Annotated in this window: 20 protein-coding genes; 5 read left to right on the forward strand and 15 right to left on the reverse strand. The window is 67.9% G+C overall.

The genetic code is table 11. The features are described from left to right. Window positions 1-8 precede the first annotated feature (8 nt). Window positions 9-1,970, reverse strand: coding sequence for a methyl-accepting chemotaxis protein (locus V8Z74_RS12415; protein ID WP_349709507.1), 1,962 nt, complete (start codon window positions 1,968-1,970; stop codon window positions 9-11). 177 nt (window positions 1,971-2,147) lie between these two features. Between V8Z74_RS12415 and V8Z74_RS12420 the strand changes: the two genes are divergently transcribed. After that, a complete protein-coding gene (locus V8Z74_RS12420; RefSeq protein WP_349709553.1) occupies window positions 2,148-3,326 on the forward strand; it encodes an NAD(P)/FAD-dependent oxidoreductase in 1,179 nt (392 codons plus the stop codon). 142 nt (window positions 3,327-3,468) lie between these two features. Here the strand turns inward: V8Z74_RS12420 and V8Z74_RS12425 are convergent, their stop codons facing one another. The 3 genes from V8Z74_RS12425 to pyrF all read right to left on the reverse strand — a co-directional run bounded on the left by V8Z74_RS12425 (window position 3,469) and on the right by pyrF (window position 6,406). Continuing rightward, window positions 3,469-4,452, reverse strand: a complete 984-nt coding sequence (locus V8Z74_RS12425) for a Bug family tripartite tricarboxylate transporter substrate binding protein (RefSeq protein WP_066474331.1) — start codon at window positions 4,450-4,452, stop codon at window positions 3,469-3,471. Window positions 4,453-4,609: 157 nt separating this feature from the next. After that, the gene (locus tag V8Z74_RS12430; RefSeq protein WP_349709508.1) at window positions 4,610-5,518 is read right to left on the reverse strand and encodes a LysR family transcriptional regulator; all 909 of its coding nucleotides are present in this window, start codon (window positions 5,516-5,518) and stop codon (window positions 4,610-4,612) included. A gap of 57 nt (window positions 5,519-5,575) precedes the next feature. Next, a complete protein-coding gene (gene pyrF / locus V8Z74_RS12435; RefSeq protein ID WP_349709509.1) occupies window positions 5,576-6,406 on the reverse strand; it encodes an orotidine-5'-phosphate decarboxylase in 831 nt (276 codons plus the stop codon). 93 nt (window positions 6,407-6,499) lie between these two features. Between pyrF and V8Z74_RS12440 the strand changes: the two genes are divergently transcribed. Both V8Z74_RS12440 and V8Z74_RS12445 read left to right on the forward strand, forming a co-directional pair. Next, complete coding sequence (locus V8Z74_RS12440; protein ID WP_349709510.1) at window positions 6,500-7,381, forward strand: DMT family transporter; 882 nt, start codon at window positions 6,500-6,502, stop codon at window positions 7,379-7,381. 4 nt (window positions 7,382-7,385) lie between these two features. Further along, window positions 7,386-7,814 carry a GNAT family N-acetyltransferase gene (locus V8Z74_RS12445; RefSeq protein ID WP_349709511.1) on the forward strand — a complete coding sequence of 143 codons (429 nt, stop codon included), beginning with the start codon at window positions 7,386-7,388 and terminating at the stop codon, window positions 7,812-7,814. A 104-nt stretch (window positions 7,815-7,918) separates the two neighbouring features. Here V8Z74_RS12445 and V8Z74_RS12450 read toward each other — a convergent pair whose 3' ends face one another. The 6 genes from V8Z74_RS12450 to def all read right to left on the reverse strand — a co-directional run bounded on the left by V8Z74_RS12450 (window position 7,919) and on the right by def (window position 12,584). Then, the gene (locus V8Z74_RS12450) at window positions 7,919-9,112 is read right to left on the reverse strand and encodes a phosphoglycerate kinase (protein WP_349709512.1); all 1,194 of its coding nucleotides are present in this window, start codon (window positions 9,110-9,112) and stop codon (window positions 7,919-7,921) included. 233 nt (window positions 9,113-9,345) lie between these two features. Next, window positions 9,346-9,675, reverse strand: coding sequence for an AzlD domain-containing protein (locus V8Z74_RS12455; RefSeq protein WP_066474318.1), 330 nt, complete (start codon window positions 9,673-9,675; stop codon window positions 9,346-9,348). Then, window positions 9,672-10,451: an AzlC family ABC transporter permease gene (locus V8Z74_RS12460; RefSeq protein WP_349709513.1), complete on the reverse strand. Its 780-nt coding sequence runs from the start codon at window positions 10,449-10,451 to the stop codon at window positions 9,672-9,674. The genes V8Z74_RS12455 and V8Z74_RS12460 overlap by 4 nt, the downstream gene beginning before the upstream one ends. Beyond that, on the reverse strand, window positions 10,448-11,425 hold the full coding sequence (fmt, locus tag V8Z74_RS12465; RefSeq protein WP_349709514.1) for a methionyl-tRNA formyltransferase: 978 nt from the start codon (window positions 11,423-11,425) through the stop codon (window positions 10,448-10,450). Before fmt ends, V8Z74_RS12460 begins: the two co-directional genes overlap by 4 nt. A gap of 144 nt (window positions 11,426-11,569) precedes the next feature. Then, the gene (locus tag V8Z74_RS12470; protein WP_349709554.1) at window positions 11,570-12,001 is read right to left on the reverse strand and encodes a hypothetical protein; all 432 of its coding nucleotides are present in this window, start codon (window positions 11,999-12,001) and stop codon (window positions 11,570-11,572) included. Window positions 12,002-12,071: 70 nt separating this feature from the next. Continuing rightward, entirely contained in the window at window positions 12,072-12,584 is a 513-nt protein-coding gene (gene def / locus V8Z74_RS12475) for a peptide deformylase (protein ID WP_066474306.1), read from the reverse strand. 204 nt (window positions 12,585-12,788) lie between these two features. On the opposite strand from def, the gene V8Z74_RS12480 reads away from it, so the two are divergent. Continuing rightward, window positions 12,789-13,988, forward strand: a complete 1,200-nt coding sequence (locus tag V8Z74_RS12480) for a LysM peptidoglycan-binding domain-containing protein (protein ID WP_349709515.1) — start codon at window positions 12,789-12,791, stop codon at window positions 13,986-13,988. Window positions 13,989-14,005: 17 nt separating this feature from the next. Next, a complete protein-coding gene (gene dprA, locus V8Z74_RS12485; protein WP_349709516.1) occupies window positions 14,006-15,211 on the forward strand; it encodes a DNA-processing protein DprA in 1,206 nt (401 codons plus the stop codon). A 151-nt stretch (window positions 15,212-15,362) separates the two neighbouring features. Here the strand turns inward: dprA and V8Z74_RS12490 are convergent, their stop codons facing one another. The 5 genes from V8Z74_RS12490 to V8Z74_RS12510 all read right to left on the reverse strand — a co-directional run bounded on the left by V8Z74_RS12490 (window position 15,363) and on the right by V8Z74_RS12510 (window position 24,983). Next, complete coding sequence (locus tag V8Z74_RS12490) at window positions 15,363-17,726, reverse strand: DUF1631 domain-containing protein (RefSeq protein WP_349709517.1); 2,364 nt, start codon at window positions 17,724-17,726, stop codon at window positions 15,363-15,365. 25 nt (window positions 17,727-17,751) lie between these two features. Beyond that, window positions 17,752-18,702 (reverse strand): protein translocase subunit SecF, encoded by a 951-nt coding sequence (gene secF, locus V8Z74_RS12495; RefSeq protein WP_066474288.1) that lies wholly within the window; start codon window positions 18,700-18,702, stop codon window positions 17,752-17,754. 11 nt (window positions 18,703-18,713) lie between these two features. Beyond that, complete coding sequence (gene secD / locus V8Z74_RS12500; protein ID WP_066474284.1) at window positions 18,714-20,612, reverse strand: protein translocase subunit SecD; 1,899 nt, start codon at window positions 20,610-20,612, stop codon at window positions 18,714-18,716. An 87-nt stretch (window positions 20,613-20,699) separates the two neighbouring features. Further along, a complete protein-coding gene (gene yajC, locus V8Z74_RS12505) occupies window positions 20,700-21,032 on the reverse strand; it encodes a preprotein translocase subunit YajC (RefSeq protein ID WP_066474281.1) in 333 nt (110 codons plus the stop codon). A gap of 390 nt (window positions 21,033-21,422) precedes the next feature. After that, window positions 21,423-24,983, reverse strand: coding sequence for an indolepyruvate ferredoxin oxidoreductase family protein (locus tag V8Z74_RS12510; RefSeq protein WP_066474278.1), 3,561 nt, complete (start codon window positions 24,981-24,983; stop codon window positions 21,423-21,425). Between the last annotated feature and the right edge of the window lie 12 nt (window positions 24,984-24,995).

Consider the following 24,995-nt stretch of genomic DNA (forward strand, 5'->3'; position numbering starts at 1 on the left):
CTCCGGGTTCAGGCCCGGGCAGGCCGTCGGGCGCGCTCCTCTTCTTCCCAATGGAACACCGACACCGCCCGCACGAGCTCCTGGCCTTGCGAATGCAGGTGGGTGGCCGCGGCGGCCATCTCCTCCACCAGGGCGGCATTTTGCTGCGTGGCCTGATCCATCTGGGTGACGGCTTCGCCCACCTGGACCACGCCGGCCGCCTGTTCCTGGCTGGCGCTGCTGATGGCCGCCACGATGTGGCTGACCTTCTGGATGGCGGCCACCACTTCGCCCATGGTGTCGCCGGCCTGCCGGACCTGGATATTTCCTTCGCCGACGCGGGCCACGCTGGTTCCGATCAAGGCCTTGATGGCCTTGGCCGCTTCTGCGCTGCGCTGGGCCAGCGTGCGCACCTCGGCCGCCACCACGGCAAAGCCGCGTCCCTGCTCGCCGGCGCGCGCGGCTTCCACGGCGGCATTCAGGGCCAGGATATTGGTCTGGAAGGCAATGCCGTCGATCACGCCGGTGATGTCGGCAATCCGGCGGCTGCTGTCGTGGATGGTCTGCATGGTGCTCACCACCTGGGCCACGGCGATGCCGCCCTGCCTGGCCACCTCGCTGGCCGATGCGGCCAGGCTGCTGGCCTGCGCGGCGTTGTCGGCGTTGTGGCGCACGGTGGCGCTCAGCTCTTCCATCGAGGCCGCAGTCTCTTCCAGGGCCGAGGCCTGGCTTTCGGTGCGGGCCGAAAGATCCTGGTTGCCCTGGGCGATCTCGGCGCTGGCCAGCGCCAGGCTGTGGGCGCCGCTGCGCACCTGCTCCACGATGGGGCGCAAGTGGGCGCGCATCTGCTGCTGGGCGGCGATGAGTTCGCCCACTTCGTTGCGGCCTGCCGCGACGTCCTGGCCTCCCAGGTTGCCTTGGGCCACGGCCTGCGCCAGCTGAACTGCCTGGCGTATGGGGCCGGTGATGGAGCGCATGAACAGCAAAGCCAGCAGCACGGCTGCCGCCAGGCACAGGGCCAGCAGGCCGCAGGCGGCAAGCAGGCTGCGGTTTTGCGCTGCGGCTTGCGTTTGCAGCTGCAGATCCAGCTGGTGCAAGCCTTGCAGGCTCAGCGTGTTGACGGCCTGGATGGCCTTTGTCAGCGTGTCGAAGTACTGCGCAGCAGGCAAGGCCAGTTCCCGGGCGTCCAGCAGCTGCTCGCCCGCCAGTTGCAGGGCTGCCGTGGTCTGCGCGTTCTGGCTGGCCAGCAATTCGGCCAGGGTGGCGCGGTACTGCGCGTTGAGCGCCATGGCGCGCGCCATGCTGCGGTGGCTCGCGCTTTGCAGCTCGGCCACACGCCGGTGCAGCGCGCGCAGGGATCCACGGTGTTCGGCATCCAGGCTCTTGCGTGCCAGGACTCCCGCGCCCTGCCCGCGCAGCAGGCCCAGCGCCTCGCCCAGCAGCGGCGCCTGCAGCAGGGCGGCCTGGATCATGGCCTGGCTGTCCGCATATGGATGGGTGTTCAATCCATAGGCGCCGAGCAGTTCCTCGTTGAATTGCTGCAGTGTGGCGATCAGCTCCGTGTGCCCGGCCATGCTTTGGGCGGCATGGACTTCTCCGGCCGCGATGCCGGCTTCCAGCGTCTGCCAGCTCCGGTGCGCCTGCTGCAGCACCTGCAGGTCCCGGGGCAGGGCCTGGGCTGCTCGCAGGCGTTCTTCAGCCAGGGCAAAGGCCTTGTGGACGGCATCGCGCGCCGCAGGCCGGCGCGCCTGCATGGCACTGTCGCCGCCGAGCATGCTGGCCGTGGTGCCGCGGTGCACCTGCAGGTCCTGCACCGTCTGCATGATGGCAATCAGTGGCGGCATGGCTTGCGATGCCCGGCGTGCCTGGTGCAGGTCGCGCAGCACGCTGTCCAAGTAGAGGTATGACGGCAAGGCAGCCATGACCAGGGCAATGCTGCCCAGAATGAGGAATTTGTGCGCGAGCCTGAGCTCCTGTAGCCAGCGAATCATGCGGTAGCCTTTCCCGACAATGGATGGAATGGGGGCGTCTGCATGGCTCATCGGTCACGGCGGCCTTGCCTGAAGTCAAGTTTGCTGCCCGCAGGGCGTGGCGAGAATCGGGCTTGAGATAGATCAAGCATTGGCGGCCTGCGCGGGCAGGTCCGGTTGTGGAAACAGGGGATGACGATGGGTTCTGGAGTGTGGGATTTCGCGGTGGTGGGCGCAGGCATGGCCGGCGCTTCGGTGGCCTGGCAGCTGGCGCAGTCGGGTGGCAAGAATGGCAGCGGCGGTCCGCCCGCCGTGCTGGTGCTGGAGCGCGAATCCCAGCCCGGCTACCACACCACGGGCCGTTCGGCCGCGCTGTACGAGGAGCATTACGGCCCGGCCCAGGTGCAGGCGCTGACGCGCGCCAGCCGCGCGTTCTACGAGCAGCCGCCGCAGGGCTTTGCCGAAGCGCCCCTGCTTGCGCCGCGCGGCGTGCTCTATGTGGGCACGGCCGGGCAGAAGGACCTGCTGGACGCGGCCCATGCCGAGGCGCTGGTGCATTCGCCCGCGGCCGTGCGCCTGGATGCCGCCCGGCTCAAGGCGCTGGTGCCCTGCCTGGACACCGGGGTGCTGGTGGACGGCTTCCTGGACGACGGCGCGCGCGACATCGACGTGCACGGCCTGCACCAGGGCTTTCTGCGCGGCCTGCGCCAGCGCGGCGGCGAGCTCTGGTGCCAGGCCGAGGTCGCGGCCCTGCAGCGCGAGGGCGATGCATGGCGGCTGACGCTGGCCGACGGCCGGCAGGCCCGTGCCCGCACGGTGGTCAATGCCGCAGGCGCCTGGGCCGACACGCTGGCCGCCCTGGCCGGCGCCACGCCCATCGGCATCACGCCCAAGCGCCGCAGCGCCTTCACCTTTGCCGTGCCCGAGGGCATGGATGCCACGCACTGGCCGGCCATCATCAGCGTCGACGAGGGCTGGTACATCAAGCCCGACGCGGGGCAGCTGCTGGGTTCGCCAGCCAATGCCGATCCCGTGCCGCCGCACGACGTGGTGCCCGAGGAGCTGGACATCGCCACCGGCATCTGGCGCATCGAGGAGTGCACCACGCTGCGCATCCGCCGCCCGTCGCATACCTGGGCGGGCCTGCGCTCCTTCGTGGACGACGGCGAGATGGTGATCGGCTGGGACGCCTCGCCCACGCCCGTGCCGGGCTTCTTCTGGGCCGCGGCCCAGGGCGGCTACGGCATCCAGAGCGCCTACGGCTACAGCCTGCTGGCGCGCAATCTGCTGCTGGGCGAGCCGCTGGACGCGGCGCTGGCGGCGCAGCAGGTCGATGCGGGGGCGCTGTCGCCCGCGCGTTGCCAGAGGCGTTCCTGACGGAGGCCGGGCATTCTAAAAAAAGAGCGGCTTGCGCCAGCCATCCGTGGGTTTCAGATGGAAAACCATCTGAAATCCCCGTGCATGCTGCGCAAGCCGCTTTGTTTTTGGTAGCCGAGCCGCATGGCCCGGCCTGCAGGCGTCAGTTCTCGATCTTGGCGAACTGGACGATCTTGCTGTACTTGGCGATCTCGGCGTTGATGTACTTGCCGGCATCCAGCTTGGGATCGGCCACCACGTTGCCGGTCTCTTCCATCTTCTTGCGGAACTCGGGCGAGGCCATGGTCTCGTCCAGCGCCTTCTTGAGCTTGGCGGCGATCGGCGCGGGCAGGCCCTTGGGCGCCATCATCGCGAACCAGGAGTTGATGTCCACGTGCTTGTACTGGGGCAGCTCGGACAGGGCCGGGATGTCGGGCGTGATGGACGAGCGCTTGGCTTCGGTCGTGCCCAGGGCCACAACCTTGCCGGCCTTGATCTGGGGCAGGCCGCTGGAGAGCACGAACATGCCGAACTCGATGTTGTTGCCCACCAGGTCGGTGGTCAGCGGCGCCACGCCCTTGTAGGGGATATGGGTCATCTGCAGGTGGCCCTGCTCCTTGATCATCTCGCCGGCCAGGTGCAGCGCCGTGCCCACGCCGGAGCTGCCGTAGCTGAACTTGCCGGGGTTCTGGGCGACCAGGCTGGTGAACTCGGCGGCGTTCTTCACGCCGGCCTTGGGCGAGGCCACCAGCACCATGGGCTGGGTGCAGACGATGCCGATGGGCGTGAAGTCGCCGATGTTGTACTTCACGGCCTTGTTGATCAGCTTGGCGATGGCCAGCTCGTTGTTGGCGCCCACCATGATGGTGTAGCCGTCGGCCGGTGCCTTGGCGACCTTCTGCGCGCCGATGGCGCCGCCGGCGCCGCCCAGGTTTTCCACCACCACGGGCTGGCCCAGGCGCGAGGCCAGGCCGTCGGCCACCAGGCGGCCCACCAGGTCGGTGCTGCCGCCCGCGGGGTAGCCCACCACCATGGTGATGGCGCGGCTGGGGTAGTTGTCGGCGGCAATGGCCGGCAGGCTGGCTGCGGCAGCCATCAGCAAGCCGGCGGCCACGGCGGTGCGGCGGAGGATTTTTGTCTTTTGCATAAGGGTATTCCGAATCTTTATGGGCTCGATTGTGCGAACAGCCGGCATGACATTTGGTGCCTATATGGCACGTATTTGTGCCGTTTCTGCACAGGATGGGCCCTGGCTGCCCTCCCGTTTCCCCGGCGCCTGTGCTGCTGGCGCAGCGGGCTGCAGCTCAGGGCTGGGTGATGTCCGCCCAGAACTGCTCGGCGGCCGTGCCCAGGTGGCGCTTGGGACGGTACAGGCGCACGTCGAAATGCGCCTCCAGGCTGCTGTCGCCCGCCACGGCCAGGCGCCTGGCCCGGCAATCGCCGCGCACCATGGACCACGGCATCCAGGCCACGCCCAGGCCCTTGAGCACGTATTCGTAATTGGCGTCGGCCGAATCGCACTCCACGCAGCGGCGCAGGCGCGGCAGCAGCGGGTGGCTGGCCAGATGGTCCTCCACGAGCCGGCCCAGGGCCATGCTGTGCGAGAAGGCCAGATAGGGCACGGGACTGGCGTCGGCGTCCAGGGCGCGGGACAGGTCGAACAGCGGCTTGCCGTCGGCATCGGCGCGCGAGACGGGCACCAGCCGGTCGTGCATCACGGTCAGGTGGCTGAACTGGCGGCCGTCCAGGCGCACGGCAATGGCCGCATGGTGGTAGAGCAGCGCAAAGCTCACTTCCCCGCGCTGCAGCATGACCACGGTCTCTTCCAGCGTGCGCGTGACCACGCGTATCTCGGCGCTTTGCAGCACGCTGCTGTGGCGGGCCAGCCAGTCGGCCACGATGGTGCGCGCCAGCGTGCGACCTGTGGCCAGCGTGATGATGCGCGCCTGGCGCCCGGCCACGGCCTGCAGCTCGTCATGCGACTGGGCCAGCGTGTGCACGAGCTGCTCGGCCGTGTCGCGGAAGGCCTCGCCGGCCGGCGTGAGGCGCACCGGGCCGCCGCCGGGCTCGACCAGCGGCGTGCCGGCCCAGGCTTCCAGCGCGCGGATGCGGCGGCCGAAGGCCGGATGGGTGACGTGGCGCAGCTCGGCCGCGCGCGTGAAGCTGCGCTCCTGGGCCAGCAGCAGAAAGTCCTCCAGCCACTGGGCCTTCATGACGGAGCCTTCATGGCCGTGGTTTCGGCATGCGCCTGCGCGGCTGCAGCGCCGCGCTCAGCCCTGGGCCGCGGCCTGCTGCAGCGTGGCGCGCGTGGCCACGGCCGCATGGCGTGCTGCCTCGGCGAAGTTCTCGCCCTGGGAGGCGTAGAGAATGGCGCGCGAGGAATTGATGATGATGGGGCCGCCGCCGATGCGTGCGGCCTTCACGGTGGCCACGGCATCGCCGCCCTGGGCGCCCACGCCGGGGATCAGCAGCGGCAGCGAAGGCGCCACGGCGCGCACGCGCTCGATCTCCTGCGGGCGGGTGGCGCCCACCACCAGGCCCAGCTGGCCGTTGGTGTTCCACGGGCCCTGGGCCAGCCGGGCCACATGCTCGAACATGTGCGGGTTGCCCGGCACGTCGGCCAGCGTCTGTGCCTGCAGGTCGTCGCCGCCGGGGTTGGAGGTGCGGCACAGCAGGAAGGCGCCCTTGCCCTCGTACCGGAGGTAGGGCGTGATGGAGTCGAAGCCCATGAAGGGCGACAGCGTCACCGCATCGGCGCCGTAGCGCTCGAAGGCCTCCTTGGCGTACTGCTCGGCGGTGGAGCCGATGTCGCCGCGCTTGGCATCCAGGATCACCGGCACATGGGGGGCCACGGCGCGCATGTGGGCCATCAGCTTTTCGAGCTGGTCCTCGGCGCGGTGGGCCGCGAAATAGGCGATCTGGGGCTTGAAGGAGTTCACCAGATCGGCCGTGGCCTCGACGATGGCGGCGCAGAAATCGTAGATTTTGGACGCATCGCCCTTCATCGCGCCGGGAAAGCGGCTGGGTTCGGGGTCCAGACCCACGCACAGCATGGAGTCATTGCGCGTGGACGCGTCGCGCAGCATGTCGAGAAAAGTCATGAGGCGCGATTTTAATTGGCCTGCCTCCAAAGCGGCCGGGCGCGGCGCGGAGTCCCTGCAACATTCCCGGCTCGCAGGCAGAATCGTGGCGCCATGCCTTCATTTACGCCCAAACAGCTTGTTCTCCTCGTATTGCTCACCCTGGTCTGGGGCCTGAACTGGCCCGTGATGAAGCTGGGCGTGCAGCACTTTCCGCCGCTGACCTTCCGCATGGTCTCCATGTGGATAGGCCTGCCCATCCTGGCGGTGTTCGTGGCCAGCCGGCGCCTGCCGCTGACCGTTCCGCGCTCCTACTGGGGCCAGCTGCTCAAGCTCACGCTGTTCAACATGGTGCTGTGGCACAGCCTGATCATCGTGGCCATTCCCACGCTGTCCAGCGGCCGCGCGGCCATCCTGGGCTACACCATGCCCATCTTCTCGGCGGTCTTCGGCAGCCTGTTCTTCCATGACAGGCTGGGTGCGCGCGCCTGGGCGGGCGTGGGCGCGGCCTTCCTGGGCGTGCTGCTGCTGCTGTGGCACGAAGTGGGCGCGCTGGGCAGCAAGCCGATGGGCGTGCTGCTGATGCTGATCGCCGCGGCCGGCTGGGCCTGGGGCACGCAGCTGCTGCGCCGTGCCGAATCGCCCGTGCCGCTGATGACGCTGTCGCTGTGGATGATTGCGCTGACCACGCTGGTGCTGACCGTGCTGGCCGTGGTCTTCGAGCGCGACCAGTGGCATGCGCCCGACCGCAGCGCCATGGCCGCCATCGCCTTCAACGGCGTGCTGGTGCTGGGCTTTGCCCAGGCCGTGTGGTTCTTCCTGGCGCGCAGCCTGCCGCCCGTGGCCTCCACGCTGAGCGTGATGATGATTCCCGTGCTGGGCGTGTTCGTGGGCGCCTGGTGGCTGGGCGAGGTGCTGCACTGGCAGGACTGGACGGCCGTGGTGCTGATGGTGGTGGCCATTGCCTCGGTGCTCTGGCCCACGAAGAAGGCCTGACGCCATGGCCATGGCGCCAGGCTATGCCGTGCAGGAGATCGAACCGGGCCAGTGCCTGCAGCTGCGCCGCGACGTGCTGTGGCCTCAGCTGGAGCTGGCGCAATGTCGGCTCCAGGGGGATGAGCAGGCCCGGCATTTCGGCATCTGTGTGGAGGGCGTGGTCGTCAGCTGCCTGTCGCTCTTCGAGATGGGCGATGGCATCTACCAGCTGCGCAAATTCGCCACGCATGCGGGCTTCAGGAACCAGGGCCTGGGCTCCGCGTTGCTGGCGCATGCCATTGCCCATGTGCAAGCCGCGGGTGCCCGGGGCATGGTGCTGAATGCGCGGCTGTCGGCATTGCCCTTTTACCGGCGCCACGGCTTTGTCCGCCACGGCCGGGCGTGGCGCAAGAGCGGCGTGGATTTCGTGGAAATGCGGCTGCAGGCACGGTGAACGCAGCGGGGGCGCCAAGGAAAAAAGCCCACGGCAAGCACCGTGGGCTTTTGTTTCGATAGCTGCCAGCGCTTGTCCATCAAGCCCTGCAGCCTGAAAACGCATCAAGCGCTGGCGCGCTTCTCGAGGATCTCGAAAGCCGGCAGGGTCTTGCCTTCCAGCACTTCCAGGAAGGCGCCGCCGCCGGTGGAGATATAGCCCACCTTGTCCTCGATGCCGTATTTGGCGATGGCCGCCAGCGTGTCGCCGCCGCCGGCGATGCTGAAGGCGGGCGATTCGGCAATCGCCTGGGCGATCACCCGGGTGCCGTTGGCGAACTGGTCGAACTCGAACACGCCCACGGGGCCGTTCCAGACGATGGTGCCGGCCTTGCGGAGCTGCTCGGCCAGCCTGGCGGCGGTCTCGGGGCCGATGTCGAGGATCATGTCGTCGTCCTCGACTTCGGTGGCCTTCTTCACGGTGGCGGGGGCATCGGCGGCAAAGGCCTTGGCGGTGACCACGTCGGTGGGCACGGGCACATTGGCGCCGCGCGCGGCCATGGCTTCGATCACGGCCTTGGCTTCGCCGACCAGGTCGGGTTCGGCCAGGGACTTGCCGATCTTCAGGCCCGCGGCCAGCATGAAGGTGTTGGCAATGCCGCCGCCCACGATGAGCTGGTCCACGTTCCTGGACAGCGATTGCAGAATGGTTAGCTTGGTCGAGACCTTGGAGCCGGCCACGATGGCGGCCAGCGGGCGTGCGGGCGCCGCCAGGGCCTTGGTGATGGCGTCGATCTCGGCAGACAGCAGCGGGCCGGCGCAGGCCACGGGCGCGAACTGAGCGATGCCGTAGGTCGTGCCCTCGGCGCGGTGTGCCGTGCCGAAGGCGTCGTTCACATAGATGTCGCACAGGGCAGCCAGCTTGCGGGCCAGCTCTTCCTTGTTCTTCTTTTCGCCCACGTTCACTCGGCAGTTTTCCAGCAGCACGACCTGGCCGGGTTCGACCTGGACGCCGTCCACCCAGTTGGCGACCAGGGGCACGTCGCGGCCCAGCAGCTCCGACAGGCGCCTGGCCACGGGGGCCAGCGAATCCTCGGGCCTGAATTCGCCCTCCGTGGGGCGGCCCAGGTGGCTGGTCACCATCACGGCGGCGCCGGCCTTGAGCGCCATTTCAATCGCCGGCACGGAGGCGCGCACGCGCGTGTCCTCGGTGATCTCGCCCGCGTCGTTGAGCGGCACGTTGAGGTCGGAGCGGATGAAGACGCGCTGGCCTTGCGCCTTGCCCTGGGCGCACAGATCGGAGAAGCGGATGATGTTCATAACAGCGGGCAGCGACCGGAAGCGCTGCGGGAATAAAGGATGTGAAGGAGGACGTAAAGGCGAAAAATCGCGGCCATTGTAGGGCGCGGCTTTCGCAAAAAGCACGGCTGCAGACGCTTACTCGACTCAAAAAGATGAGCATTCGACGCGCGTTGTAACTAGGTTTCAAGCGTATCGAATGCTAGCGCATGTAAAACAGGAGCAGGCGGCTCCTGCCCTGGCTGGCGCGGGGGCTACCAGCCCAGGCCGATGTGCAGCGGCAGATAGACCAGCATGCCCAGCGCAATCGTGCCTAGGATATTGCGCTTGTAAAAAAAGTACACCAGGGCCACGGCCGCCGCGGGCAGGCGCGCATCGGCCAGCGTATGGATGAAGTGGCCGTTGCTCATCACGATCTCGGGCGCGATCACGGCGGCCAGTGCGGCCAGCGGCGCGTACTTGAGGCCGCGCTTGAGCCACTGCGGCAGCGGAACCTCCTTCCTGGGGATCATGAAGAAGGCGCGCGTGAGCACGGTGATGGCGATCAGCCCGACGCAGGCGACGAAGCCCAGGAAACCGCTCATGGCCGGGCCTCCTTTCCGGCTTTGCCGGGTAACTGCTGCGCCTGCTTTTGCAGCCGCTCGGCCACCAGGCCCGCCGCGACGGCGGCCGCGATCGCCACCAGGATGTTGAGCTTGAGCGGCAGCGCGAATGCGGCCACGGCGGCCGTGCAGGCCACGACGGATGCCACCCAGGTGGCGCGGTCGTTGAGCATGGACAGCAGCACGCCCATGAGCGCCAGCACGCCGGCAAAGCCCAGGCCCCAGGACAGCGGAATCCGGTCGGCCAGGAAGATGCCCAGCGTGGACGGGATCTGCCAGGCCAGCCAGTTGGTCAGCGCCGCGCCCCAGAAGTAGGGCAGTTGCTCGGCCTGCGGCCGGGCCTCGGGATAGCGGCCCATGAAGTTCACGAAGATCACGTCGCCGCTGAAGTAGCCGATCGCCAGGCGATGGCGCAGGCTCAGATGGGCGAAGTAGCTGCGCCACATGCTCGACAGGATCACGAAGCGCAGGTTCACGCACAGCGCCGTGAACCAGACCACCCACAGCGGCGCGCCCACGGTCATCAGCGGCAGCACGGCTAGCTGGGCGCTGCCCGCGTAGACGGTCAGGCCCATGAACAGGGCCAGGGGCAGGGACAGCCCGCTCTTGATCATGGCCACGCCCGTGACCAGGCCCCAGGCCGCGATGCCCAGGCCCGTGCCCATCATCTCGCGCGAGCCGGTCCGGAAGAACGGATCGCGCACAATGGTGCGCGCGCGTTGCAGCAGCGCCGATGGCGCCGGACGGGCGCCGCTCATGGCTGCGGAGCCTGCCGGGGGGCTTGCGCGCCCAGCAGGCTGCCCGCAGGCAGGTCGAAGCCGCGCAGGAAGTCGCCGGCCGCCAGGCGCTTGCCCCCCGCGCGCTGCAGCAGCGTCATGTTGAGCACGCCCTGGCCGCAGGCCACGCGCACGCCGCCGGCGTCGGCCGACAGCACGCTGCCCGGGGTTCCGCAGCCTTGCTGTGCCTGGGCTTCCCAGACCTTGATGGCTTCGCCGTTCAGTTCGGTGGCGCCGCCCGGAAAAGGGTTGAAGGCGCGCAGGCGCCGGGCGATGGCTTCGGCGCTTTCATTCCAGTCGATCTGGCTCTCGGCCTTTTCGATCTTGTGGGCGTAGGTCACGCCTTCGGCCGGCTGGGGCGTGCGCGGCAGGCCGCCGCAGGCGCTCATCTCCAGCGCCTCCACGATGAGGCGTCCGCCCAGCGCGGCCAGCTTGTCGTGCAGGCTGGCCGTGGTGTCGTCGGCGGCAATGGGCAGGCGCTCCATCACGCACATGTCGCCCGTGTCCAGGCCGGCATCCATCTGCATGATGGTCACGCCGGTCTCGGCATCGCCGGCTTCGATGGCGCGGTGGATGGGTGCGGCGCCGCGCCAGCGCGGCAGCAGGCTGGCGTGGATGTTCAGGCAGCCCAGGCGTGGCATATCCAGCACCCATTGCGGCAGGATCAGGCCGTAGGCGGCCACCACCATCACATCGGCCCGGGCGGCCTCGATGGCGGCGCGGGCGGCCGCTGCCTCCTCGGGGTACTTGCCGTCCAGGCGCAGGCTCATGGGCTGGGCGACGGCAATGCCGTGCTCCAGCGCGCACTGCTTGACGGGCGAGGCCTGCAGCTTCATGCCGCGGCCTGCGGGGCGGTCGGGCTGGGTCAGCACCAGCGGGACTTCAAAGCCTGCTGCCAGCAGGCGCTCAAGGGCCACGCGCGCGAATTCGGGCGTGCCGGCAAAAATGACTTTCATGCTTTCTATCTCAATGACTTGGCGCAAAGCAAAAAACTGGCGCAGTTCAAGCTAGGGACGCCGAGCAAGAGCCGCCTCGCAGCGATGGCGTCGTCCCCTGGGGGAAGGCGCGCAGCGCCTCAGGGGGAGCCATTTCCGGGGGAGTCATCTCCTGGGTTCTCGCAGGTACATGCTCTCGTCGGTGAACATGACCTTCTGCACCACGCCCTGCGGATCGATATGCACATGGGCGCGCCTGGGATTGCCATTGTCCATGAAGCGGTAGGTCCAGATGTCGCCTTTGAAGCTGTAGACCTTCTCGACCTTGGCCGGCGGGCCGAATTCCCGGTAGACGTCGTCGCGCGTGTCCACGCCGTTGCGCAAGGCAAAGAAGTGCGTGGTGTCCAGCACCTGCGTCACGCGCACCAGCCGGTGCTGGGCGTCGAAGTCCATGTGGTAGACCTGCTGGCCTGCGGGCTGCTGGCTGTAGAGCAGGCGCGTGCCGCCGTCCGGCAGGGGCACGACCAGCGTGGGCTTACCCATGCCTTTTTCGATCTCGGCCTGGGGCATGCCGGGCTTTTGCCACTGGGGCACCATGCATCCCGCCAGTCCAGCCGCCAGCGCAAGGGCGGCAAGCGTTGTCGTCAAGCGGGTGGTGAACACGTTCTTAGCCCTTTTCAGCCTGCTTCTGTTGCTTGAGCAGCTTGGTCTTGATGCGGTTGCGCTTGAGCGGGGACAGGTACTCCACGAACACCTTGCCCATCAGGTGGTCCATCTCGTGCTGCATGCAGATGGCCAGCAGGCCTTCGGCCTCGATGTCGCGGCTCTGGCCGTTCTCGTCGAGGGCGCGCACCTTGACCGCCGTGGAGCGCTCCACGCCGTCGTAGATGCCGGGCACGGACAGGCAGCCTTCCTCGCCGAGCTGCTTTTCCTCGCTGGCCCAGACGATTTCCGGGTTGATCAGCGTCAGCGGCTCGTTGCGCTCTTCGGACACGTCGATCACGATGACGCGCTCGTGCACGTCGATCTGCGTGGCGGCCAGGCCGATGCCCTGTGCGTCATACATGGTCTCGAGCATGTTCTTGACCAATGTCTGAATGCGTTCATCCACTTGCGCCACCGGCTTGGCGACGGTGTGCAGGCGGGGATCGGGATAGCGAAGAATCGAAAGAATGGCCATGGCAGCGAGATGAATGTGTCGTTATTGTCCCAACTTTTGCCCTGCAACGCATGGCTGCACGCCAATAAGCGTTGATCTATCAAGGCCTTGCATCGAGAATTTGCGATATTTTGTAAGACCTGTGCGGCCGCTTGTGCCAAGATGGCCCTATTGCAGCGCCTGGGAGGGACGCTGCTGACAAATTCCCCATCAAGAAGGATTTTCATGACCGCATTTGCCACCGCTCGGGCCTGGAGTGCCGGAGCCGCACTGCTTGCCGCCCTGTCTGCGGCCTGCGCACAGACCTATCCCGTGACAGCGGTCCAGCGTTCCACCGCGCAGCAGGTCGCCCAGCAGGGCATTCCCGAAAGCGAGCTGGCCGCCGGTGCGCCCGAGCGCTACACCGTCAAGCGCGGCGATACCCTGTGGGGCATCTCGGGCCTGTATCTGCGCCAGCCCTGGCGCTGGCCCGAGCTGTGGGGCATGAACCTGTCCAGCATTGCCAACCCGCACCTGATCTACCCGGGCCAGGTGCTGTATTTGGTGCGCAGCAACGGCTATGCGAGGCTCTCGACCACGGCGCCCGACGGCGAGGCCGGCGTGGTGCGGCTGTCGCCGCAGACGCGCGAGAAGTCGCTGTCGGAGATGGCGCTGCCCACGCTGCCGCCCCATCTGGTCGAGCCCTTCCTGGCCGAACCGCTGATCGTGGACGCCGATACGCTGCAGCGCGCGCCGCGTATCGTCGCGACCACCGACCGCCGCGTGCTCATGGCCAGCGGCGACCGCGCCTATGTGCGCGGCAGCGCCGAGGCACCCCTGCTCGCCGGCGGCGACCTGCCGCGGCGCTTTCGCATCTTCCGCGACGCCATCCCGCTCAAGGACCCGGTGACCGGGGAGATCCTGGGCTACGAGGCCAAGTACCTGGGCAATGCCTCGCTGGTCGAAGGCGAGACCGTGGTGGAGCTGCCCGACGGCAAGGGGGGGCAGCGGCGCCAGGCCACCCCGGCGACGGTGGACCTGACCAAGGCCAAGAACGAGATCCGCGCCGGCGACCGCCTGCTGCCGGCGCCGGCTCAGCAATACCTGAACTATGTGCCGCATGCGCCGCAGGGGCCGGTGCAGGCCGCCGTGGTGTCCATCTACGGCGATGCCTCGGTGCTGTATGCCACGCAGAACCAGGTGGTGGCCATCAACAGGGGCCAGCGGGACGGCATGGAGGTCGGCACGGTGCTGCGCGTGATCAGCGCGGGCGCGCGCATCGTGGACAAGACCGGCGAACGCCCCGAAGCCATCCAGCTGCCCGACGAGCGCAACGGCTACGCCATGGTGTTCAAGGTCTTCGACCGCGTCTCCTATGCGCTGATCACCACGGCACGCCGCGGTGTGCAGGTGGGCGACCGCCTGCAGGCGCCGCAGGCCGATTAGCGAAAGCCGCAGCTGCCATGGCCCAGGAAACCACCGACTTTCCCCGCCATGACGGCCGGCTCGACGACGAAGCGGCCGCCTGGCTGCGCCTGCTGCTCACGCCCGGCGTGGGCCGCACCACGGCCCGCAAGCTGCTGGCCCGGGCGGGCAGTGCGCAGGGCATCTGGGAGCTGGGGCCCGGTGCCTGGCGCGAATGCGCGACCGAGGCCCAGGTCCGCGCCCTCGCGGTCCTGCCCGAGCGCTGGCAGCAGCAGCTCGAGGCCACCGCGCAGTGGCTGGCGCAGCCGGCGCCAGGCATTGTGCATGCCATGGTGCCGCTGGGCCATGTGCAATATCCGGATGCGCTGCTGCAGACCCAGGACCCGCCCCTGCTGCTCTATGTACAGGGGCCGGCGCAGCTGCTGGCCGCGCAAGCGCCCTGGTTTCCCTACCCGCATGCACTGGCCGTGGTGGGCAGCCGCAGCCCGTCGGCCCAGGGGCTGGTCAATGCCAGGCAGATGGCCGAAGCGCTTGCAAGCCGCGGCCTGTGCATTGTCTCGGGGCTGGCCCAGGGCATAGACGCCGCCGCGCATGAGGGCGCGCTGAAGGCTGCGGCGCAGGCGCCGGCACCTGTCACGATTGCCGTGGTGGGCACGGGGCTGGACCAGGTCTACCCGCGCCGCCATGCCGGCCTGGTCCGGGAGGTGGCGCAGCATGGACTGGTCGTGAGCGAATATCCGCTGGGCACCGGCCCGCTGGCGCCCCACTTTCCGCAGCGCAACCGCATCATCTCGGGCCTGAGCCAGGGTACGCTGGTGGTGGAGGCGGCGCTGAAATCGGGTTCGCTGATCACGGCGCGCCTGGCCAGCGAACAGGGCCGCGAGGTGTTTGCCATCCCGGGTTCCATCCACGCCCCCCAGTCCAGGGGCTGCCACGCATTGCTGCGCCAGGGCGCCAAGCTCGTGGAAACGGTGGAGGATATTCTTGAAGAGCTGCAGGGGCTGGAGGCGATTGCTGGAGAAGCGTCAGGTGCTTCCATAACGGTAGCGGGCCGCGAGATCCAAGATGCCCCCGAGCATCCCCTGCTGGCCGCCATGGGCCATGACCCCGTGCCGCTGGACGAGCTGGTGGACCGCACCGGCTGGAATGCGGCCCAGCTGCAGGCCCAATTGATGGAGCTGGAACTGGACGGCTGCGTGGCGCGCCTGCCGGGCGGCATGTACCAGCGGCTGGTGCGCGGCTGAACCCGCCAGCCGGGCTGCGGCCCTGGAATCCCGCGCGGTCCGGACCGAACAGGCCGTGCAAGCGCCTGGCCGGTCTCACCGCCTTGTCGCATGGGCGGCCTTGCGACGGCGCCGCTGCCTCTGCCGGGGATGCGCCGCAGCCGCCCGGCGGTCAAACCAGCCGTTCCGGGTTGGCCTGGATCTTCTGCACGGCCTCGCGCGTGGCACGCACGGTCAGTGCCTCCTCGTCGTGCGCCGCCAGCAGGCCGGCCTGCAGGTAGGCGGCCATGCGCTGCAGCTGCAGCAGATAGCACCTGCCGTCCAATGCCGCGAACAGATGCAGCTGTCGGCGGCGGCTGCGCCAGGCGTACTGCACATGGACCCGCGTGCCGTTATGGTCCAGCGTGAACCAGCGGCCGGTTTCCAGCGAGCGCGCCCATTGCAGCATCGCGGCATCCACCGGCGCATTGGTATTGGCGATCACCTGGAGGCTGGCCGTGTCCAGGCCCAGCAGCATTTCGATGTTCTCGGGCGACAGCGGCGTGTCCTCGATCTTGCCGTCCTCGCCGATGAACTGCTCCAGTTCGGCCAGGCGCCGGGCCATGGCATCGATGCGCTCGGCGGGAATGGCGGCCGCTTTGGCGACGAAGGCTTCGGCCAGCGTGTCGGTGAGCTTCTTGATCCTGGCCGACTGCTCGCTGCCCGTCACATTCACCAGGGCCAGGCCTTCGCGCAGTGTCTGCAGCAGGGCTGGCAGCGCCTGGATGACGCGCGCGCGCTCCTGGCGCGAGGGCTTGGCACTGGCAGACCAGACCAGCTCGCTGGCCGCCTGCTTGAAGCGCATGGCGCGAGCATCGCGGGCACCGTAGCGCACGGTGGCCATGGCCAGCACGTCGGCCCAGGACTTGAACAGAAAGTCGCGCACCTCCTCGCGCACCGGCATGTCGGCGAGCAGGTTGCGCAGCTCTATGGTGTACTGGATGGCCAGGGTTTCCTTCTGCTCCACCTGCTGGGCCACGCTGGCGATGCGGGCCGTGGCCCGGGGCTGCGTCAGGTGGCGGGACAGGAACTCCTCGAACTCGCGCAGCACCAGCGCAAACACCTTCTGGCCGGTTTCCGGGTACTGCTCTATGACTTGCACCACGCGGCGGATCTCGGCCTCCAGCGCGCTGCCCGAAATGCTGCTGGCATCGAAGCCCATCACGCAGGAGCCCATGCGGTCGATGAGCTTGCGCGCCGGATGGGTCAGATTGCTGAAGAACTCGGGCTCGGCCAGGGCCACGCGCAGCACGGGCACCTGCAAACGCGCGAACCACACGCGGATGGACGGCGGAATGCGGTCCTCCGACAGAATGCTCTGGAACATCAGGGCCACGACTTCGATGGTGGCCTTTTCGCTGTTCGTCGTAGCCTTCTTCTTCCAGTCGGCCGAGCGCTCCCGCACCAGATGGGCCAGCTGGTCCAGTGCCGCGGGGCTGTAGTCCATGGCCATGGCGGCATCCGGGCCGCGGCCGGCCAGGTGCTGGTACTGCGTGAGGGCCGCCATGTGCTGCTCGCGCAAGGCCTGGGCCAGCGCGGCCGAAGCAGGCGCCGGAGCGGTGGCCGCAATGCCCGGTACCAGCCCCGGCATGCCGATGGCGGGCTGGCTCAGCAGCCGGCGCAGCTGGTTCACGGCATCCTGGGCGCGGTGGCGGGCACGCGCCAGCACATTCGGGCCGGCGGGCTCTCCGGGCAGGCCGCCCATGGCGGCGGTCTGCCAGGCGGTGCCTGCCGGCATGCCGGAGGATGGGGCAAACGCGCTGGCCGAGCCGGCAGCCGCCGGCGCCATGCCGGTCGCCAGGTGCATGGCGCGGGTGGTCGGGGCGCCTTCGGTGCGCTTGACCTTCATCGCGCCATCCTGGCCGCGCGTCACGCCCTTGGCGTCGAGCAGCTGATGGAGAATGCCGTATTCGGCGGCCAGCAGGCTGGCCAGGGCATGCTGCAGCGGCTCCGCGCAGCGCTGCAAGTGCTCGCGGCGCATGCCGCTGGCCGTCCACTGCTCGACCAGGTGCAGGCAGACGGCTTCCACGCGGAAGATGTCCTGGGCGGCCAGTTCGCGGCCTTCCAGGGCCTGCATGCGGGCGCGCATGGCATCGAAGCCCGGCTGCGTGGCCTCGCCCATGGTCAGGGCCATGCGCGAGGCCAGGATCTTGTTTTCCACCACGTCGTCGCTGAGCAGCTCGAACGTCAGCGGCCCCGAGCTGCGGGCCGTGGGGGCAGGGGCCGCGGGCAGCTGGCGTGCGGCCTGCTGCAGGGCCTGGCTGCAGCCCTGCACCCATGCGGCCTTGTGCTCCTGGAAGTCCAGCCAGGCATCGCGCTGCTCCTGCAGCTGTTTTTGCGTGCCGGTGCTGCCGCTTTGCTGGTCCAGGAAGAAGTCCAGCTGCTGGACGATGGCGGGCAGCCCCCTGCAGATACCGTGGACCCAACGCAGGCGCGCCTGCCAGCCCAGCTGTTGCCGGGCGGCAGGCGCGATGGAGGAAGACTGCGTGGGAGTCATTCCCAAAGTGTAAGCCGGCTGGGCGCTAGACCACGGCTCCGGCATTGGGGTCGTTGGGGTCCTGCGCAGCCTTGGTGGACTTGACCAGATCTTCGCGCTTGACGCCCAGCCACATGGCGATGGCCGCCGCCACGAACACCGACGAATAGATGCCGAACAGAATGCCGATGGTCAGCGCCAGCGCGAAGTAGTGCAGGCTGGGGCCGCCGAAGAAGAACATCGACAGCACCATGGCCTCGGTGGAGGCGTGGGTGATGATGGTGCGGCTCATGGTGGAGGTGATGGCGTGGTCGATCACCTCGTGCGTGTTGAGCTTGCGGAACTTGCGGAAGGCCTCGCGGATACGGTCGAAGATCACCACCGACTCGTTGACCGAGTAGCCGAGCACGGCCAGCACGCCGGCCAGCACGGACAGCGAGAACTCCCACTGGAAGAACGCGAAGAAGCCCAGGATGATGATCACGTCGTGCAGGTTGGCGATGATGGCCGCGACGCCGAACTTCCATTCGAAGCGGAACGCCAGGTAGATCACGATGCCCAGCACCACGAAGCCCAGGGCCATGAGGCCGTTGTGCATGAGCTCGTCGCCCACCTGCGGACCCACGAACTCGGTGCGGCGCAGCGTCACCTCGGCATCCTCGGCCTTCAGCGCAGTGAGCACCTGCTCGCTTTGCTGGGCCGAGGTCACGCCCTTTTGCACGGGCAGGCGGATCATGACGTCCCGCGAGGTGCCGAAGTTCTGCACGATCACGTCGGCATAGCCGAGCTTGGAGATGCTCTCGCGCACCTTGCCGATGTCGGCCGGCTGGGTGTAGGCCACTTCCATGACCGTGCCGCCCGTGAACTCCACCGACAGGTGCAGGCCGCGCGAGAACAGGAAGAACACGGCCAGCGCAAAGGTGATGAAGGAGATCGCGTTGAAGACCAACGCGTACTTCATGAACGGAATGTCTTTTTTGATGCGGAAAAATTCCATGGTCTTTCTCCTTAGTCGCCGACGCGGCGGCTGGCCACGGAACGCAGGTCGGAGCCTTCAGGCTTCCAGACCTGGCCGATGGACACGCTCTTGAGCTTCTTGCGGCCGCCATACCAGAGGTTGACCAGGCCGCGCGAGAAGAACACGGCCGAGAACATGCTGGTCAGGATGCCGATGCAGTGCACCACGGCAAAGCCGCGCACCACGCCCGAGCCGAAGGCCAGCAGGGCCAGGCCCGCGATCAGCGTGGTCACGTTGGAGTCCAGGATGGTGTGCCAGGCGTGCTCGTAGCCCGCGTGGATGGCGGCCTGCGGCGAGGCGCCGCCGCGCAGCTCCTCGCGGATGCGCTCGTTGATCAGCACGTTGGAGTCGATGGCCACGCCCAGCGCCAGCGCCATGGCGGCGATGCCGGGCAGGGTCAGCGTGGCCTGCAGCATGGACAGGATGGCCAGCAGCAGCAGCACGTTGACCGACAGCGCGATCGTGGAGATCACGCCGAACAGCAGGTAGTACACGCACATGAAGACGGCGATCGCCACCATGCCCCAGACCACGGAGTGGATGCCGCGGCTGATGTTGTCGGCGCCCAGGCTGGGGCCGATGGTGTATTCCTCGATGATCTCCATGGGCGCCGCCAGCGAGCCGGCGCGCAGCAGCAGGGCCGTGTCGTTGGCTTCCATGGTGGTCATGCGGCCCGAGATCTGCACGCGGCCGCCGCCGATTTCGGAGCGGATCACGGGAGCCGTGACGACCTCGCCCTTGCCCTTCTCGAACAGGATGATGGCCATGCGCTTGCCCACGTTCTCGCGCGTCACGTCCTTGAAGATGCGCGAGCCCTTGGCATCCAGCGTCAGGTTGACGGTGGGCTCCTGGGTCTGGCTGTCGAAGCCGGGCTGGGCGTCGGTCAGGTTCTCGCCGGTCAGCGTCACCTGCTTTTGCACGATGATGGACTGGCCGTTGCGGTCCAGGTACTTCTCGGAGCCGAAGGGCACGGGCCCCGTGCCCATCTCGGCGGCGCGCGCCTCGGCGGACTCGTCCACCATGCGCACCTCCAGCGTGGCCGTGCGGCCCAGGATGTCCTTGGCCTTGGCCGTGTCCTGCACGCCGGGCAGCTGCACGACGATGCGGTCCAGGCCCTGCTGCTGGATCACCGGCTCGGCCACGCCGAGTTCGTTGATGCGGTTGTGCAGCGTGATGATGTTCTGCTTGAGCGCCTGCTCCTGCACCTTGCGCAGGGCCTCGGGCTTGATCGTGGCCTGCAGCGTGAAGCCCGTGCCGTCGGGCGCGGACGTGGTCGTCAGGTCGGGGAACTGGTCGGAGATCAGGTTGCGCGCGGCCGTCAGCGTGGCTTCGTCGCGCACGCGGATGTTGACGTTGTTGCCGTCGCGGCTGATGCCGCCGTGGCGGATGTTCTTGTCGCGCATGGTGGTGCGCAGGTCGCCGGCGTAGCTGTCGGCCTTCTTGGTCAGGGCCGCGGCCATGTCCACCTGCAGCATGAAGTGCACGCCGCCGCGCAGGTCCAGGCCCAGGTACATGGGCTTGGCGCCGATGGCCGTGAGCCAGTCGGGCGAGCGCGACACCAGGTTCAGCGCCACGATGTAGGCGGGATCGGCAGGGTCGGTGATCAGCGACTTCTGGATCACGTCCTTGGCCTTGAGCTGCTCGTCGGGCGTGTTGAAGCGGGCCCGCACCGAAGTGCCTTCCAGCGACAGCGCATCGGGCTTGACGCCCGCGGCATCCAGCGCCGCCTGCACTTTTTGCAGCACGGCGTTGTCCACCTTGACGGTGGCTTTGCCCGAAGACACCTGCACGGCAGGCGCTTCACCGAAGAAATTGGGCAGGGTGTAGAGCACCCCCACCAGCAGCGCGATCACGATGATCGCGTACTTCCAGACCGGATATCGGTTCATGATCGCGCTCTTTGAATTACAGCAACGCACAACGGGTACGCGCACCGTCGCCGGCGCCGTACCCTCTCTTCAAAAGACAGGCCAGGCTTACTTGGACGTGCCCTTGGGCAGCACCTGCACCACGGCGGAGCGCTGGATCTGGACTTCCACGCCAGCGGCCACTTCGATGTAGATGAACTGCTCGGCCAGGCGCGTGACCTTGCCGATGATGCCGCCGGCGGTCGCCACTTCGTCGCCCTTGGCCAGCGCGTCGACCATGGCGCGGTGTTCCTTCTGGCGCTTCATCTGGGGGCGGATCATGACGAAGTACAGCACCACGAACATCAGCACCAGCGGCAGCATGCCGGTCAGGGAACCCATGAAGCCGCCCTCGGCGGCAGCAGCGGGGGCGGTCTGGGCGAAAGCGGAAGAAATAAACACGGATCAAACTCCAATCACAACAAGGGCGTCGCGAACCGGCAGGGCCGGTGTCGCAGAGTAACGGAACATTGTATTCGGCTGCGTTGTTCCCCGAGCCGGCAGGGCAGGGCGCCGCCCGGGCCTTTGCCGGGGGACAGTCCGTCTGCCGTCGGATGCTTCTGAAACGCTAGCTGCTGGCGTGCGAATCTGCTCGGATTCGGGTGTGTTGTGTTTTGAAATTGAGCAGTATCAAGCGCTTGCAGCTATTAAAACAAGAGTCGCCGACGCACGGAAACATGTTCCGCGGCCATTGTCAGGCATGGCCGGCATCGGGCAGCACAGCCAGGACAAAGACCTGGGGAAAGCAAAGGCCGGGTTGCCCCGGCCCTGTTGTGATGCGGCTGCGCCGGATTAGTTCACCGCTGCCGCAACTTGGGCAGGGGCATTCCAGCGTGCCATCAGCGCCTGCCACTTGGTGCGCGCGGCGGCCAGGTGGTTTTCCTTCACGTGGCCGTAGCCGCGGATGTCCTCGGGAATGGAGGCGATCTCCACGGCCAGCGCCAGCCTGTCGGCGGTGAGGCCGGCCAGCAGCGTCTCGATGCACGCGCGGTATTCGGCGATCAGCGCGCGCTCGGTGCGGCGCTCCGCGGTCCTGCCGAACGGATCCAGCGCCGTGCCGCGCAGGCCCTTCATCCTGGCCAGCACGCCCATGGCCTTGTGCATCCAGGGGCCGTAGGCCTTCTTGACCAGATGGCCCTGCGCGTCCTTGCGTGCCGAGGCCGGCGGCGCCAGGTGGTGGACGACCTTGTAGTCGCCTTCGAACATGTCGCCGATCTTCTGCGTGAAGGCCGCATCGGTGTGCAGGCGGGCCACCTCGTACTCGTCCTTGTACGCCATGAGCTTGAACAGATAGCGGGCCACGGCCTGCGACAGGCGCGTGCCCCGGCCCAGGCTTTCCTCCCGGGCGCGCACGCGGGCCACGAAGTCCTGGTACTCGCGGGCATAGGCGGCGTTCTGGTAGCCGGTCAGGAATTCCACGCGCCTGGCCACCATTTCGTCCAGCGAGGGCTTCTTGACGAACTGGATCACCTGCGTGGCCTGGTACAGCGCGCTCACCGAGGCCAGGTCATGCGCGCAGCGCCGCCCCCATTCGAAGGCCGCCTGGTTGTTGGCCACCTGCACGCCGTTGAGTTCCATGGCGCGCATGATGGAGGCATGCGTCAGCGGCACGCGGCCCTTCTGCCAGGCGTAGCCCAGCATCATGGGGTTGGCATAGATGCTGTCGCCCAGCAGGGCCACCGAGGCCTGCTCGGCGTTGAAGCTGCCCACATGGTCCTGGCCCACGGTCTGGGCCAGCAGGCTGGCGCAGCGGTCCTCGGGCGACTGCCAGTCGGGGTTGCCGACAAAGGCCGCCGTGGGCGCCGCATGGCTGTTGAGCGCGATGAAGGTGCGGCCGGGCTGCATGACGGACAGCGTGGCGGGCGTGGCCGCGACGATGGGGTCGCAGCCGATCACCAGGTCGGCCTTGGCCATGTCCACCTTGGTGGTGTAGATGGCCTCGGCGCGGTTGGCGATCTGGATGTGGCTCCAGGTGGAGCCGCCTTTCTGCGCCAGGCCCGCGGCGTCCTGGGTGATCACGCCCTTGCCCTCCAGGTGGGCGGCCATGCCCAGCAGCGAGCCGATGGTGATCACGCCCGTGCCGCCCACGCCGGCCACCACGATGCCCCATGCCTGCTCGGCCACGGGCAGCGCGGGCTCGGGGATCGCCGGCAGCAGGCCCAGGTCGCCCTTTTTCTCCTTCTTGGGCTTCTTGAGCGTGCCGCCCTCGATGGTGACGAAGCTCGGGCAGAAGCCCTTGACGCAGGAAAAGTCCTTGTTGCAGCTGCTCTGGTTGATGCGGCGCTTGCGGCCGAATTCCGTCTCCACAGGCTCCACCGACAGGCAGTTGGACTGCACCGAGCAGTCGCCGCAGCCTTCGCAGACCAGCTCGTTGATGACCACGGTCTTGGCCGGATTGGCCAGCGTGCCGCGCTTGCGGCGGCGGCGCTTCTCGGTCGCGCAGGTCTGGTCGTAGATGATGATCGAGGTGCCCTTGATCTCGCGGAACTCGCGCTGGATGCGGTCCAGCTCGTCGCGGTGGTGCACGGTCACGCCTTCGGCCAGCTTGACGCCGTCGTACTTTTCGGGCTCGTCGGTGACGATGACCAGCCTGGCCACGCCTTCGGAGACCAGGCTGTTCATGATCTGCAGCACCGAGTGGCCCTCGGGCCGCTCGCCCACGCGCTGGCCGCCGGTCATGGCCACGGCGTCGTTGTACAGCACCTTGTAGGTGATGTTCACGCCCGAGGCAATGCTCTGGCGTATGGCCAGCAGGCCGCTGTGGAAATAGGTGCCGTCGCCCAGGTTGGCGAAGATGTGCTCTTCCTTGCTGAAGTGCGCCTGGCCGCTCCAGGTCACGCCTTCGCCGCCCATCTGCGTGAAGGTGCTGGTCTTGCGGTCGGGCATCCAGGTGGCCATGTAGTGGCAGCCGATGCCGGCCACGGCGCGGCTGCCCTCGGGCACGCGCGTGGAGGTGTTGTGCGGGCAGCCGCTGCAGAACCAGGGCGTGCGGTCGCCCGTGGCGACCTCGTGCGCCGCCTTGAGCGCGGCCTCGCGCGCGTCGAGCACGGCAATGCGCTCGTGCATGCGTGCCTCGATGTGCTGGGGCACGCCCAGCTTGTGCAGCCGCGCGGCGATGGCGCGCGCGATCAGCGCCGGCGTCAGGTCGGCATTGGGGCGCAGCAGCCAGTCGGTGCTGGGGTTGGGCAGCGACCATTCGCCGCCGTGCTCGTCGCTGAACTTGCCGACCACGTTGGGGCGCACGTCGTCGCGCCAGTTGTAGAGCTCTTCCTTGATCTGGTATTCGATGACCTGGCGCTTTTCCTCGACCACCAGGATCTCCTGCAGGCCGCGCGCGAAATCGCGCGTGATCGTGGCCTCCAGCGGCCAGACCACGTTGACCTTGTGCACGCGGATGCCGAGCTGGCGGCAGGTGTCGTCGTCCAGCCCCAGGTCGGCCAGGGCCTGGCGCATGTCGTTGTAGGCCTTGCCGCTGGCGATGATGCCGAAGCGGTCATTCGGCGTGGCGATCACGTTGTGGTTGAGCTTGTTGGCGCGCACATACGCCAGGGCTGCATACCACTTGTAGTTCATCAGCCGCTGCTCCTGCTCCAGCGGCGGGTCGGGCCAGCGGATGTGCAGGCCGCCGGGTGGCATCTGGAAATCCTCGGGCAGCACGATGTTCACGCGGTCCGGGTCGACCGAGATGCTGGCCGAGGACTCCACCACCTCCTGGATGGTCTTCATGCCCGACCACAGGCCCGAGAACCGGCTCATGGCGAAGGCGTGCAGGCCCATGTCCAGGATGTCCTGCACGTTGCTGGGGAAGAACACCGGCGTGCCGCAGGCCTTGAAGATGTGGTCGCTCTGGTGCGCGGCCGTGCTGCTCTTGCTGATGTGGTCGTCGCCGGCGATGGCGATGACGCCGCCATGCTTGGAGGTGCCGGCCATGTTGGCGTGCTTGAACACGTCGGAGCAGCGGTCCACGCCCGGGCCCTTGCCGTACCAGATGCCGAAGACGCCGTCGAACTTCTTGCTCTCGGGGTAGAGGTCCAGCTGCTGCGAGCCCCAGACGGCCGTGGCGCCCAGCTCCTCGTTCACGCCGGGCTGGAAGACGATGTGGTTCGCCTCCATGTGCTTCCTGGCGGCCCACAGGGCCTGGTCATAACTGCCCAGGGGCGAGCCGCGGTAGCCGCTGATGAAGCCCGCGGTGTTCAGGCCCGCGGCCGCATCGCGGTGGCGCTGCAGCATGGGCAGCCGGACCAGCGCCTGCACGCCGCTCATGAAGGCGCGGCCGTGTTCCAGCGTGTATTTGTCGTCGAGCGTGACGGATTCGAGTGCTTTGCGCACTTCGTGGGGCAGTGGGGCATTCATGGCTTGTCTCCA

Origin of the sequence: Comamonas sp. w2-DMI (assembly GCF_040187735.1) — a bacterium.
In the GTDB taxonomy this organism is placed as follows: domain Bacteria; phylum Pseudomonadota; class Gammaproteobacteria; order Burkholderiales; family Burkholderiaceae_C; genus Comamonas; species Comamonas terrae.

Excerpts from the sequence above, each read along its gene's own strand:
- V8Z74_RS12415 (WP_349709507.1), bottom strand. The coding sequence starts at position 1,970 with ATGATTCGCTGGCTACAGGAGCTCAGGCTCGCGCACAAATTCCTCATT.
- V8Z74_RS12420 (WP_349709553.1), top strand. The coding sequence starts at position 2,148 with ATGGGTTCTGGAGTGTGGGATTTCGCGGTGGTGGGCGCAGGCATGGCC.
- V8Z74_RS12425 (WP_066474331.1), bottom strand. The coding sequence starts at position 4,452 with ATGCAAAAGACAAAAATCCTCCGCCGCACCGCCGTGGCCGCCGGCTTG.
- V8Z74_RS12430 (WP_349709508.1), bottom strand. The coding sequence starts at position 5,518 with ATGAAGGCCCAGTGGCTGGAGGACTTTCTGCTGCTGGCCCAGGAGCGC.
- pyrF (WP_349709509.1), bottom strand. The coding sequence starts at position 6,406 with ATGACTTTTCTCGACATGCTGCGCGACGCGTCCACGCGCAATGACTCC.
- V8Z74_RS12440 (WP_349709510.1), top strand. The coding sequence starts at position 6,500 with ATGCCTTCATTTACGCCCAAACAGCTTGTTCTCCTCGTATTGCTCACC.
- V8Z74_RS12445 (WP_349709511.1), top strand. The coding sequence starts at position 7,386 with ATGGCCATGGCGCCAGGCTATGCCGTGCAGGAGATCGAACCGGGCCAG.
- V8Z74_RS12450 (WP_349709512.1), bottom strand. The coding sequence starts at position 9,112 with ATGAACATCATCCGCTTCTCCGATCTGTGCGCCCAGGGCAAGGCGCAA.
- V8Z74_RS12455 (WP_066474318.1), bottom strand. The coding sequence starts at position 9,675 with ATGAGCGGTTTCCTGGGCTTCGTCGCCTGCGTCGGGCTGATCGCCATC.
- V8Z74_RS12460 (WP_349709513.1), bottom strand. The coding sequence starts at position 10,451 with ATGAGCGGCGCCCGTCCGGCGCCATCGGCGCTGCTGCAACGCGCGCGC.
- fmt (WP_349709514.1), bottom strand. The coding sequence starts at position 11,425 with ATGAAAGTCATTTTTGCCGGCACGCCCGAATTCGCGCGCGTGGCCCTT.
- V8Z74_RS12470 (WP_349709554.1), bottom strand. The coding sequence starts at position 12,001 with ATGGTGCCCCAGTGGCAAAAGCCCGGCATGCCCCAGGCCGAGATCGAA.
- def (WP_066474306.1), bottom strand. The coding sequence starts at position 12,584 with ATGGCCATTCTTTCGATTCTTCGCTATCCCGATCCCCGCCTGCACACC.
- V8Z74_RS12480 (WP_349709515.1), top strand. The coding sequence starts at position 12,789 with ATGACCGCATTTGCCACCGCTCGGGCCTGGAGTGCCGGAGCCGCACTG.
- dprA (WP_349709516.1), top strand. The coding sequence starts at position 14,006 with ATGGCCCAGGAAACCACCGACTTTCCCCGCCATGACGGCCGGCTCGAC.
- V8Z74_RS12490 (WP_349709517.1), bottom strand. The coding sequence starts at position 17,726 with ATGACTCCCACGCAGTCTTCCTCCATCGCGCCTGCCGCCCGGCAACAG.
- secF (WP_066474288.1), bottom strand. The coding sequence starts at position 18,702 with ATGGAATTTTTCCGCATCAAAAAAGACATTCCGTTCATGAAGTACGCG.
- secD (WP_066474284.1), bottom strand. The coding sequence starts at position 20,612 with ATGAACCGATATCCGGTCTGGAAGTACGCGATCATCGTGATCGCGCTG.
- V8Z74_RS12510 (WP_066474278.1), bottom strand. The coding sequence starts at position 24,983 with ATGAATGCCCCACTGCCCCACGAAGTGCGCAAAGCACTCGAATCCGTC.